This window comes from Flavobacterium soyangense, from assembly GCF_015277675.1.
Classification (GTDB): Bacteria; Bacteroidota; Bacteroidia; order Flavobacteriales; family Flavobacteriaceae; genus Flavobacterium; species Flavobacterium soyangense.
Genome location: NZ_JADHEC010000001.1, coordinates 44,841 through 57,855, shown reverse-complemented (window position 1 = coordinate 57,855; position 13,015 = coordinate 44,841). Strand labels below are relative to the sequence as shown.

Here is a 13,015-nt window from a genome sequence, read left to right as displayed (position 1 = left end):
ACTTAAAAGAATTAAGTACAAAAAATTATAGTTTAGATTACAATAAGTTAACTTATGGTTTGTTTTGTAAGAATTTGTTAATCCATATTTAACATTAACAGTGGCTATAAAAAGTACTTTTGTTGCAATATTTTAGAGTTTTTAATCAATAATATTTCAATGAAATTATCTTTCTTTTTTTTCTTTTTATTTTTTGTTTCCTCTGTGTTTTCTCAAAGTTCTGATGTTGCAGAATCAACAAATTCTTATGTAGCAAATGCTACGCCAACTTCTATATCATCTAATAAGATTGATGAGTCTTCCATTATTAAAGGAACCGTAATAGAAGAATCTACAGGAAAGCCTTTGCCTGGAGTTCTTATTTCAATAGTGGGGACAAAGCTAGCGAATCTAACAGATGCTGAAGGAAAATTTAGCTTTAGAAAAATGCCTGCCGGTAAATATAACTTACAGTTTTCTTTATTTTCATTTGCAACCAAAATAATTTCTGAGGTTGAGGTTATTGATAAGGAAGCTACAATTTTGACGGTTTCTTTATCTGAATTGAATGGTGTTTTGGATGAGGTTGTTGTAAAAACTGTTAAAGCCAAGACGGAATCGGTAAAATCGCTTTTGACAATGCAGAAAAACAGTGTTCGAGTTTCTGATGGAATATCTGCTGAAAGCATCAAAAGGACTCCTGATAAAACTGCATCTGATGTATTGAAACGTATTAGTGGAGCTAGTATTCAAAATAATAAATTTGTCATTATACGAGGTTTGAATGATAGATATAACACCACTTATTTGAATGGAGCACCTCTTCCGAGTACAGAGCCCGACAGAAAAGCTTTTTCGTTTGACATTTTTCCTGCCAACATGATTGATAACTTGGTAATTTACAAAACAGCTTCACCAGATTTACCCGGAGAATTTGCTGGAGGAGTTGTAGAGATTACCACTAAGGCAACCCCGGATAAAAATTTTCAGACAATTGCAATTGGAACAGGGTATAACACCATTACCACAGGAAAAAATCAGCTTTATTCTAAGGATATAAAATCAGCTTTACCGTCATATTTTCCTGATGTTGCTAGTTTTCAAACTTTGCAAAACACAAAAACAGAAACGAGTATTCAGCAAATAGCATCTTTAGCAAAAACTTATCAGACGGACTGGAATTTGGACAACAAAAAATTTAGCCCAAACACTAGTTTTCAATATACACTTGGAAGGTATTTTAAATTTATTGGTGAGGAAAGTTTGGGTTTGTTAGTTTCTCTTTCACATAATGTTACAAACAATTACAATGAAACAAATAGAAGGACATACGAAACGCCGGGTGCACTTAAAGAGAATCAATTAGACCAAACGTATAATGAGCAAAAACTTTCGGGAGCTATTGTAAACTTGGGATTAAAAATAAATGTAAACAACAGTTTTAGTTTCAAAAATTTATACAGTGTTAATTCTGAGAGCAGAATAATGTACAGAAATGGATCTTTGAGTCAAGAAAGTGACCCGTTTTACATTAGTTCTACAAACAGACTTTATATTAACAACAAAATTTATACAGGTCAATTGGCCGGAGAGCATTTTTTACCAGTGAGCAAGATAAAAATAAATTGGGTAAGTTCTTTTAGTAATGTAAGTAGGGAAGTGCCTAGTGAAAGACGTAATGCCTATGTATATACAAAATATGACGATGGAAGCGAATCAACACCAACTGCATTTTTCTCTATTAATTCAGTAGGGGCAGATTATCCAGGATCTATTTATACGCAAGAAAATAAGGAATATATCATTAGCACAAAAGTAGATATCAGCAAAAAAATTAATTTCCCTAAAGGATTCACTACGGACTTAAAAATAGGAGGAATTACACAATCTCGAAACAGAAAGTTTGCAGCTAGACAATTGGGATATAATCCTTTTAATGGCACAATTAGTGGGATTCAATATGGTGACTCAACTTTTTTAACTTCTATCCAAACACAAACCAATTCCACAATTTTTAATGCGGCAAATGTGGGTATTTTAGGTCCGAAATCAAGTGGGTTAACCTTGTTTGATGGTACAAAAGGGAATGATAGCTATACGGCTGAATCCAATTTAGACGCTGAGTATTTAATGATTGACAACATTTTTAATAAATTTAGAGTGGTTTGGGGAGCTCGATTGGAGAATTACTCTCAAAAGTTGGATTCAAAGTATGATAATGGAGATCCCGTAAAAGTAGATGTTACTCAATTTGATTTTTTACCTTCGGTGAATGTTATTTATAGCCTTACTAAAAAACAAAATTTGAGACTGAGTGCTTCAAAAACGCTGAACCGACCAGAATTTAGAGAATTAGCACCGTTCTTGTTTTATGATAATGCCACAAAAATGAATACTTCTGGAGACCCAACTTTGAAAATCACAGACATTATTAATGCCGATTTACGATATGAAATTTTTCCAGGAAAAGCACAATTGTTCTCAATTTCTGCATTCTATAAGGATTTCACTAATCCAATTGAAGTGATAGCGAAAGCTAATAACTCCAATCAGTACAAAAATGCGCTATCAGGAACAAATTATGGTATTGAGTTAGAATATAGAACATTGGTAAGTTCTATATTTAGTTCTGAAAACACTAAAATTTTAAATGATTTGACGCTGTTTACAAACTTGGCGATAATTCGCTCCAAAGTGGACATTTCTAATTTGGTAAGTTCGGACAAGCTAGAAGACACTCCATTGCAAGGTCAGTCCCCTTATGTTTTCAATGCAGGACTTCAGTATATGAATAAAGAATTAGGTTGGTCTTTTTCGGCCAATATGAATAGAATTGGAAACAGAATTGCCATTCATGGAAACCAAACCCAAAACGATGAAACTTATGCATATTGGGAAAAAAGCAGAACAGTTTTAGATTTTCAATTAGCAAAATTCTTTTTAAAAGACAAATTGGAATTTAGATTTAATGTTCAAAATGCACTGGCTCAAGATTTGTATATTTACCAAAACAATGATTTGTCAGGCACAAAAGAAATTAAGGGTTTCAATGCTTTTGTGAACAAGGTTTTTACAGGAGATTCTCAAAATAAAAATGGATACAACAGTAAGGAAGATGATATTGTTTCGAAAACAAAATTTGGACCAACGCTTTCATTAGGAGTTTATTATAATTTTTAAAAAGATGGATTAATTATAATTTTTAGTTGCTTTTTTTATTGAAAACCTTGGAGTTAGACTTCAAGGTTTTTTGATTTTAGGATAATTCAATTAATTGTCTCTTACAAACAGAATTGGGTTATAAATCCTTAAACGAATTAACAATTAGGTAACTTAATAATGACATTTCTATATTATTTAGATAACCTTGAAATTACACTTCGAACCTATTTTTGCTAAATAACTTATAAAAAACACAATGAAAAAAATTTACATTTTATCGATGCTTTTATTAGCAGGGTTTACAAGTTTTTCACAAATTATCGCAACTAGCTATAGAGGGGCATTTGCTCCAGCTCCTGCGGCATTGTGGACAAATTCTTGGACTAATTTTGACCCGCAAAATGCTGTATATCCTACGCCTAATGTAGATGTAACAGCTAATATCACTGTTGATACCCACTGGACAGCAGGAAACACATACTACTTAAAAGGTCAAACTTATGTAAAAAACAATGCTACCCTAACTATTGATGCAGGTGTTGTTATCCGAGCAGATCATACGGCTACAGGAGCTGGTTTGTTTGTAACTAAAGGAGCTAAAGTTATAGCAATAGGAACTGCGACAAATCCAATTGTTTTCACTTCTGACAATGCTGTTGGTTCTAGAAACAAAGGTGATTGGGGAGGTGTTATTTTATTGGGTAAAGGTTCTTTTAATATCAACAATGGTGTAAACAATATTGAAGGTATTGCTGCAAGTACAGATACAGAGTATGGAGGAGGTTTATCTCCGGACGACAACGACAATTCAGGAACATTAAAATATGTAAGAATCGAATACGCAGGCTATGTGTATGCTGCAAATCAAGAAATAAACGGTTTAACATTTGGAGCTGTGGGAAGAGGAACAACAATTGATTATGTTCAGGTATCATTCGCCAATGATGATTCATTTGAATGGTTTGGAGGAACAGTAAACTGTAAACATATCATTGCTTACAGAGGGCTTGATGATGATTTTGATACAGATAATGGATATAGTGGAAGCGTACAATTTGGATTAGGAATTAGAGACCCTCAAATTTCAGACAATCCGACGGTTTCTACTTCAGAAGGATTTGAATCTGACAACAATGCATCAAGTACTGCAGTTTCTCCATACACAGGAGCCATTTTTACAAATATGACTTTATTAGGGCCTTCATACAGATTGACATTGCCAAATGGAGGAACAATAGCTTCAGGATATAAAAGAGCGGCACGTTTAAGAAGAAATACACAACTTAAGGTCTACAATTCAATTTTTATGGATTTCCAAGAAGGATTACATATAGATGGTGTTACAACAGAAACAAATGCTATAAACAACACGTTGAAATGGAAAAACAACATTATGGCAGGAATAGTTTCAAAAGAGTTGCAGGTAAATTCTCCAGGAACAATAACTGCTGGAGTTAATCCGAGTTTTAATATGACTACTTGGTATGCTGCCAATGGCAATACAACAGTATCTTCTAATGGTGGTTTACTTACCAAACCTTACGATTTGACTGATGCAACAATATATACAGGATTAGATTACAGACCTGCTACAGGTTCTATTGCATTGACTGGTGCTGATTTTACAGATGCAAGTTTCACAGGGAACCTTCAAACTACTTATTATGTAGATGTTGACGGTGATGGATATGATTCTGGCACGGCTGTATTAGCGGCTGCGACTCCACCTATAGGATATTCTTTTACAACAAATGGTCCTGATTGCGATGATACAAATACTGCCATTCAGTCTAATTGTCCTACAATTACTAAGGTTGCTTATAGAGGCGCATTTGCTCCAGCCCCAATCCCAATGTGGACAGATTCTTGGACTAATTTTGACCCACAAAATGCTGTATATCCTACGCCTAATGTAGATGTAACAGCTAATATCACTGTTGATACCCACTGGACAGCAGGAAACACATACTACTTAAAAGGTCAAACTTATGTAAAAAACAATGCTACCCTAACTATTGATGCAGGTGTTGTTATCCGAGCAGATCATACGGCTACAGGAGCTGGTTTGTTTGTAACTAAAGGAGCTAAAGTTATAGCAATAGGAACTGCGACAAATCCAATTGTTTTCACTTCTGACAATGCTGTTGGTTCTAGAAACAAAGGTGATTGGGGAGGTGTTATTTTATTGGGTAAAGGTTCTTTTAATATCAACAATGGTGTAAACAATATTGAAGGTATTGCTGCAAGTACAGATACAGAGTATGGAGGAGGTTTATCTCCGGACGACAACGACAATTCAGGAACATTAAAATATGTAAGAATCGAATACGCAGGCTATGTGTATGCTGCAAATCAAGAAATAAACGGTTTAACATTTGGAGCTGTGGGAAGAGGAACAACAATTGATTATGTTCAGGTATCATTCGCCAATGATGATTCATTTGAATGGTTTGGAGGAACAGTAAACTGTAAACATATCATTGCTTACAGAGGGCTTGATGATGATTTTGATACAGATAATGGATATAGTGGAAGCGTACAATTTGGATTAGGAATTAGAGACCCTCAAATTTCAGACAATCCGACGGTTTCTACTTCAGAAGGATTTGAATCTGACAACAATGCATCAAGTACTGCAGTTTCTCCATACACAGGAGCCATTTTTACAAATATGACTTTATTAGGGCCTTCATACAGATTGACATTGCCAAATGGAGGAACAATAGCTTCAGGATATAAAAGAGCGGCACGTTTAAGAAGAAATACACAACTTAAGGTCTACAATTCAATTTTTATGGATTTCCAAGAAGGATTACATATAGATGGTGTTACAACAGAAACAAATGCTATAAACAACACGTTGAAATGGAAAAACAACATTATGGCAGGAATAGTTTCAAAAGAGTTGCAGGTAAATTCTCCAGGAACAATAACTGCTGGAGTTAATCCGAGTTTTAATATGACTACTTGGTATGCTGCCAATGGCAATACAACAGTATCTTCTAATGGTGGTTTACTTACCAAACCTTACGATTTGACTGATGCAACAATATATACAGGATTAGATTACAGACCTGCTACAGGTTCTATTGCATTGACTGGTGCTGATTTTACAGATGCAAGTCTTGGAACAGATAATTTCATTGCAAGTTCAGAATTCTCTTTAGTGGTATATCCAAATCCATCGGCAAATAGTTTTAAAATTAATTACTTCTCACCTAGTGATGAAAATGTAAAAGTTGCGACTTACGATCTTACAGGGAAATTATTAGAATCTCTAAGTGTAAACTATACAAACATTAACAACCAAGAAATTGGTAATGGATATGCTCCAGGAGTTTATATCATAGTTTTAAAACAAGGTAACATAAGCAAATCGGTTAGAGTTATCAAAGATTAAATATTTTTAATACCTTTAAGCCTGTAAAAATTTATTTTTTACAGGCTTTTTTATTTTTTGAAAAAAAACCTATATAATAAATATTTGTTCGTAGATATGATAGGGAATTTCGGGGCTAATTACCGTACAAGCCCTGCAATTCTAAATTCAAATAGTGTAAGACAAAGGCTTTATTTTAGCGATAAATTAATAGTAATATTCTGCTTAACATTAAAATAACATTTGATTAATGTCGAGTTAACGTTAGCTTAACATTGCATCCGCATCTTTGCATCAGAAAATCAACCAATACAACTAAGAATGAAAAAAATTACACTAGCGTTTTTATTATTAGGCGCATTTATGGCTAAAGCACAAGAGGTTCAAAAAGACACTATTATTCAATCTTTAAAAGAATCCATTGATGAGCATTCAATGAAATTCTCAGGATTAGATGAAAGACTATCTACTATGGATAGTGACCTTGCTAAATTGACAAAAATTAAAGTTTCAGGATACATTCAGGCTCAATATGATGTGTATGACACATGGGGTGCTGCCGGTCATGGAATTTCAGTAGCTTCAACAACTCCTCCAACTTTAGTTACAAATTCGTTTTTTTTAAGAAGAGCAAGAATTAAATTTGCTTACGAAGCTGCAGAAGGAGTTAAATTTGTATTGCAACCAGATTTTTCTTTCGATAAAGTTTCGTTGAAGGATGCTTATGTGGTTTTGAATGATCGTTGGACAAAAACATTTTCTTTGTTTTTAGGTCAGTTTGACAGACCAAATTACGAGCTTGAATATTCTTCTGGTTCCATTGAAACTTTAGAAAGAACAAGAGCTGCTGGGATATTGTATCCTGGAGAAAAAGAATTGGGAGCAAAATTGGAAGCCAATTTTGAAACAAAATACCACTTGCCTTTGAAACTTCAATTGGCTGTTGTAAACGGGAATTTTAATCTGGGCGCAATAGGAAACCAATTGAGGGATATAGATAACAATAAAGATGTTATTGTAAGGGCGGTATACTCTTTAAAATTACCTAGTTCAGGTCTTGGTATTGATTTTGGCGGTCATGGTTATCTTGGTTCAACACAAATTCTTTCGCAAACTACGCCTGTAACTGTTTTTAGTGACGTGAATAGTGTTAATTTTACGCCAGGAGTTGGAGATAAGTTAGATAAAAAATGGTATGGAGCTGAAGTGCAGGTGTATTATGATTTCTTGGGAGGCGCAGCCTTAAAAGGAGAGTATATATCAGGAACAATTTCTGGAACGACTAATGCTGTTCAAAATAATTCTAATTTTAATTTCAATAGAGTGAGAGATTTTAGAAGTTTTTATGCAACATTTATTAAAAACATTGGAGTAAAAAATCAATTTATTGCTCGTTATGACGTTTGGGATCCTAATAGAAAAATATCAGGTAATCAAGTAGCTAATGCTGGGGATTTAAAATACAGCACGTGGTCAATTTCTTGGCAATATTTCTTTGATGATAATATTAAAATTAATTTTGGTTATATATTGCCAACGAATGAAAAAAGTTCAATTGCGGGTGTTGGTACTGATTTCGTAAACAGGGACAAAAAAGATAACACTTTTACGATAAGACTTCAAGCTAAATTTTAATAAATAATAATTTCTATTTATAATTCAAAAAGTAATCAAATTTAAAATGAAAACAACAAAAATTAAAATCGCAGTAATTTTATTAGTCGTGATGACAATAGGATTTTCGTTTACAGCTATAGAAAAAGTAACAGTAAAAGGGTCTGATACTATGGTTATTTTATCTCAAAAATGGGCTGAAGTTTATATGCAAAAACACCCAGAAGCTACAATTCAGGTGACTGGTGGTGGTTCAGGAGTAGGTCTTGCAGCTTTAATTAATGGATCAACTGATATTGCTAATTCTAGCCGTCCAATTAAATCGTCTGAATTAGACAAACTAAAACAAAGGTACAATACACTTGGTGTTGAAATTCCTTGTGCTAAAGATGGTATCTCAATCTACATCAATAAAGCTAATGGAGTTTCTGAACTTACATTAAAACAAATTGGACAAATATTTTCAGGACAAATAAAAAACTGGAAAGAAGTTGGAGGAGTTGATGCAAGTATCAAATTATACGGAAGAGAAAGCAGTTCAGGAACATTCGTTTACTTTAAAGACAATGTTGTAAAAACAGATTATTCTCCAAGCTGTCAAACTTTACCTGGAACAGCTGCTATTGTAAATGCAGTAAAAAAAGATAAATTCGGAATTGGATACGGTGGTGCAGCTTATGCTGAAGGTGTAAAAGATTGTAAAGTAAAAAAAGACGACAAAAGCCCTGCTTATGCGCCAACTGCCGAAACAATTAAAAACAAAACTTATCCAATATCAAGATACTTGTATATGTACTTAAAATCTAGACCGACTGGTCAAACAAAAGCTTTTATTGATTGGATTTTGAGTCCAGAAGGACAAAATATTATTGCAACAGTAGGCTATTTCCCAGTAAAATAATAATTTTATATAACAATTATTTAATATCCCTTGCTGCACGTAGTGAGGGATTTTTTATATTTTTATCAAAATTAATATAAAATCATATGAAAATTAAAAACATTAAATTCGCAGCAATTTTAGTAGTCATAATGACTATTGGATATTCATTTACTACAGCAAGTAAGGTAACTATTAAAGGTTCTGATACTATGGTGATTTTGTCACAGCAATGGGCTGAACTGTATATGAAAAAGCATCCTGAAACAACTATTCAAGTAACCGGAGGAGGATCAGGAGTAGGACTTGCGGCATTGATTAATGGCTCTACAGAAATTGCTAATTCAAGCCGTCCGATAAAGCCAGCCGAATTAGAGAAAATAAAAGCAAGTTTTGGTAAAAATGCAATTGAAATTCCTTGTGCAAAAGACGGTTTGTCAGTATTCTTGAATAAAGGAAATAAGGTTTCGGAATTAACCATTCAACAATTGGGTGATATTTTTTCCGGAAAAATTACGAACTGGAAAATGGTTGGAGGAGATGATGCTAAAATCCAATTGTACGGTAGAGAAAGCAGCTCTGGAACTTTTGAGTTCTTCAAAGAACACGTTGTTAAGACTGATTTTTCGCCAACGTGCCAAACTTTACCCGGAACGGCAGCGATTGTTAATGCAGTGAAAAAAGATAAATATAGTATAGGTTACGGTGGAGCTGCTTATGCGGAAGGTGTAAAAGATTGTAAAGTTAAAAAAGATGCTAAAAGCAAAGGGATTTTACCAACTGCTGCTACCATAAAAAACAAAACGTATCCAATATCAAGATATTTGTATATGTACTTAAAATCAAAACCAACAGGGGAAACAAAAGCCTTTATTGATTGGGTTTTAAGCCCAGAAGGCCAAAAACTAGTTGTTGAAACGGGTTATTTCCCTTTAAAATAATATCTTTGCATTATCCCTCATTTCAGTTTCTAGTGAGGGATAATTTTGCATTTAAAAAAGTATGAATTCTTAAAGAATATCAATGAATTCCCAATTTCCGATTAATCAAAATTTTACCAAAGAAAGCCTGAAAAAACAATTCAGGCTTTCTGAGTTTCTAGCAGAGAAAATCATTTCATCGGTTGCTTTTCTGTCTATTACAATCATCGTTTTAATTTTTGTCTTTGTTTTTAAAGAGTCGTTGCCCATTTTTAATTTTGGAAAAAGTGATGCTGCTAAAACAGAAATTACTACAGATTCAAAGCCAGAATCCTATGGCTCAACTCCTACTGAGGAATTGAAACCAGAAACTTATGGTGCTGAACCAGCAGCAAAAGGGGAATTAAAACCTGAAACTTACGGTTCTGAACCTGTAACTCAAGAAGATTTAAAACCTGAAACGTATGGTGACGTAAAAGCGGAACCAACAGTGGAAAGCACTTCAAATGAGACTCCAGAAGCAGTTTCAGAAAATAAAGAAGGCGCAGACAAAACCTGGAGCACTTTTTTTACCACAGAATGGGTTCCCGTTTCTGAACATCCTCGATTTGGATTAATTGCGTTACTCGTAGGGACCTTAAAGGTTACCATAATAGCAATGCTAATTGCTGGACCACTTGCCATACTAGCAGCGCTTTATACCTCGTGTTTTGCCTCGAAAAGAACTAAAGAAATCATTAAACCCATAATCGAAATGCTAGCTGCATTTCCATCTGTAGTAATTGGTTTTTTTGCATTGATGGTTTTGGCAACTTTCTTCCAAGATATATTTGGCTACGATTCTAGATTGAATGCTTTTATTGGTGGTGTGGCAATGGCATTGGCAGCAATTCCAATTATTTATACCATTTCAGAAGATGCACTTTCGGCAGTGCCAAAGACTTATACTGAAGCAAGTTTAGCATTGGGTGCAAGCAAATGGCAAACCGCTTTTTTCGTGACATTGCCTGCAGCAACTCCTGGAATTTTTGCAGCATTGCTTTTAGGTATTGGTCGTGTTTTTGGTGAAACAATGATTGCGCTTATGGCAACAGGGAACGCAGCGCTTTTATCGGCAAATCCTTTCGAAAGTGTGCGAACATTTGCCGCTACCATTGGTGCTGAAATGGCCGAAACTGTTTTTGGTGAAACCCATTACAGCGTTTTATTTTTTATTGGCTCATTGCTTTTTATTTTTTCATTTGCATTAAATGCCGTTGCAGAGTTTTATGTAAAAGGCAAATTAATCAAAAAATTCCAAGGTAAATAATTATGGAAACAACTATAAACGAAACAGAAAACCAATTTTTTTCTAACAAAAAAAAGGGCATTGACATAAAAGGAAAATTTGTTGTTGGAATCACGCAAGTTGCGGTTTTATTGATTATTGCAATTCTTTTTATTATTTTAGGAATCATTGTTTATGAAGGACGTGAAAAATTTTCTTGGGAATTCATCAGCTCTTTTCCAACAGACGGAATGACAAAAGGAGGAATTTTTCCTGCCTTGATTGGGACTTTTATTTTAGTGGTGGTAATGTCAATTGCGGCAGTTCCTTTCGGAACAATCACTGCGATTTATTTGACAGAATATGCCAAAGAAAATTCAAAAATTGCTGCGGCAGTTCGCTTTTCGATTAGAACATTAGCTGTTGTACCATCAATTATATTTGGACTTTTTGGACTTGGATTTTTCATCCAATTTATGGGAACAGGAATGGACAAGGCTTTTAATGGCGGTGAATTGCATTGGGGACAACCTAATATTCTTTGGGCAAGCCTTACAATGTCATTGCTTACGCTTCCCGTAATTATCGTTTCTGTCGAAGAAGCTTTAAAAACAATTCCTCGTGAATTAAGAGAAGCTAGTTTAGCATTAGGCGCGACCAAATGGCAAACCATAAAAAACGTTGTTTTTCCGGGTTCAGTTTCAGGAATCATGACAGGAACAATTCTTGCTGTAAGTCGTGGCGCGGGAGAAGTTGCTCCCATTTTATTTACAGGGGCAGCCTATTACTTAGCCACTTTGCCAAAATCTTTGAGTGATCAATTTATGAATTTGGGTTATCATATTTATATTATGTCAACCCAATCATCTGATGTTGAAAAAACAATGCCGATACAATTCGCTACAACGTTAGTATTGCTAATCCTAACCTTATCGTTAAACTTAGTAGCAGTAATTATTAGATCCAGAATTAGGAGAAGAGCAAAATAATTCGAAATTCTAACTAATAATTTATATTTTAGACTTAACAAAAATTACAATGAAAAACATAAAAATAGAAGTAAAAGATTTATCATTATACTACGGCGAAAAAAAGGCACTAAAAGAAATTTCACTTGAGATTCCAAGAAATAAAGTTACGGCACTAATTGGTCCTTCAGGTTGTGGGAAATCAACGTTTTTAAGATGCATCAACAGAATGAATGATCTTATTCCTGATGTGAAAATTACCGGGCAAATGCTGGTTGAAGGCATTGATATTTATGATAAAAACGTAGATGTTGTCAATATTAGAAAGAAAATCGGGATGGTTTTTCAAAAATCAAATCCGTTTCCTAAATCTATTTATGAGAACATTGCATATGGTCCAAAAATCAACGGAATTAAAGACAAAAATGAATTAGACGAAATTGTGGAAACTTCGCTAAGACAAGCCGCAATTTGGGATGAAGTAAAAGACAGATTAGGTGATTCGGCAATGGGACTTTCAGGTGGACAACAACAACGGTTGTGTATTGCAAGAACATTGGCGGTAAGCCCTGATATTATTTTGATGGATGAACCTGCAAGTGCTTTGGATCCAATTTCGACCTCAAAAATTGAGGAATTGGTTCACGAATTAAAGGAGCAATACACTATAATTATTGTAACCCATAATATGCAACAAGCAGCAAGAACAAGTGATTATACTGCGTTCTTTTATCTTGGCGAATTAATAGAAATTGGCAAAACAAATGCTATATTTACAAAACCAGAACAAAAACAAACGGAAGATTATATCACGGGACGATTCGGATAATATGTATTCAAAATCCT

The 13,015-nt window shown here is 34.2% G+C and carries 8 protein-coding genes; all 8 read left to right on the top strand.

Annotated elements, in window-relative coordinates; translation table 11 throughout:
- Positions 1–159 precede the first annotated feature (159 nt).
- The 8 genes from IR213_RS00235 to pstB all read left to right on the top strand — a co-directional run bounded on the left by IR213_RS00235 (position 160) and on the right by pstB (position 12,998).
- Positions 160–3,159: a TonB-dependent receptor gene (locus IR213_RS00235; protein WP_194310306.1), complete on the top strand. Its 3,000-nt coding sequence runs from the start codon at positions 160–162 to the stop codon at positions 3,157–3,159.
- A gap of 238 nt (positions 3,160–3,397) precedes the next feature.
- On the top strand, positions 3,398–6,541 hold the full coding sequence (locus IR213_RS00230) for a T9SS type A sorting domain-containing protein (RefSeq protein ID WP_194310305.1): 3,144 nt from the start codon (positions 3,398–3,400) through the stop codon (positions 6,539–6,541).
- Between the two features lie 300 nt (positions 6,542–6,841).
- Entirely contained in the window at positions 6,842–8,155 is a 1,314-nt protein-coding gene (locus IR213_RS00225) for a porin (RefSeq protein WP_194310304.1), read from the top strand.
- Between the two features lie 46 nt (positions 8,156–8,201).
- Positions 8,202–9,035 carry a phosphate ABC transporter substrate-binding protein gene (locus IR213_RS00220; protein WP_194310303.1) on the top strand — a complete coding sequence of 278 codons (834 nt, stop codon included), beginning with the start codon at positions 8,202–8,204 and terminating at the stop codon, positions 9,033–9,035.
- Positions 9,036–9,121: 86 nt separating this feature from the next.
- A complete protein-coding gene (locus tag IR213_RS00215; protein ID WP_194310302.1) occupies positions 9,122–9,955 on the top strand; it encodes a phosphate ABC transporter substrate-binding protein in 834 nt (277 codons plus the stop codon).
- Between the two features lie 82 nt (positions 9,956–10,037).
- Positions 10,038–11,243, top strand: coding sequence for a phosphate ABC transporter permease subunit PstC (gene pstC / locus IR213_RS00210; protein WP_194310301.1), 1,206 nt, complete (start codon positions 10,038–10,040; stop codon positions 11,241–11,243).
- A 2-nt stretch (positions 11,244–11,245) separates the two neighbouring features.
- Positions 11,246–12,190: a phosphate ABC transporter permease PstA gene (gene pstA, locus IR213_RS00205; RefSeq protein ID WP_194310300.1), complete on the top strand. Its 945-nt coding sequence runs from the start codon at positions 11,246–11,248 to the stop codon at positions 12,188–12,190.
- 49 nt (positions 12,191–12,239) lie between these two features.
- On the top strand, positions 12,240–12,998 hold the full coding sequence (gene pstB, locus IR213_RS00200) for a phosphate ABC transporter ATP-binding protein PstB (protein ID WP_194310299.1): 759 nt from the start codon (positions 12,240–12,242) through the stop codon (positions 12,996–12,998).
- The last annotated feature ends 17 nt before the right edge of the window (positions 12,999–13,015 follow it).

Bases quoted from the DNA above. Each gene is read 5' to 3' on its own strand.
- IR213_RS00215 (WP_194310302.1), top strand. From the start codon at position 9,122: ATGAAAATTAAAAACATTAAATTCGCAGCAATTTTAGTAGTCATAATG.
- IR213_RS00220 (WP_194310303.1), top strand. From the start codon at position 8,202: ATGAAAACAACAAAAATTAAAATCGCAGTAATTTTATTAGTCGTGATG.
- IR213_RS00230 (WP_194310305.1), top strand. From the start codon at position 3,398: ATGAAAAAAATTTACATTTTATCGATGCTTTTATTAGCAGGGTTTACA.
- pstA (WP_194310300.1), top strand. From the start codon at position 11,246: ATGGAAACAACTATAAACGAAACAGAAAACCAATTTTTTTCTAACAAA.
- IR213_RS00235 (WP_194310306.1), top strand. From the start codon at position 160: ATGAAATTATCTTTCTTTTTTTTCTTTTTATTTTTTGTTTCCTCTGTG.
- IR213_RS00225 (WP_194310304.1), top strand. From the start codon at position 6,842: ATGAAAAAAATTACACTAGCGTTTTTATTATTAGGCGCATTTATGGCT.
- pstC (WP_194310301.1), top strand. From the start codon at position 10,038: ATGAATTCCCAATTTCCGATTAATCAAAATTTTACCAAAGAAAGCCTG.
- pstB (WP_194310299.1), top strand. From the start codon at position 12,240: ATGAAAAACATAAAAATAGAAGTAAAAGATTTATCATTATACTACGGC.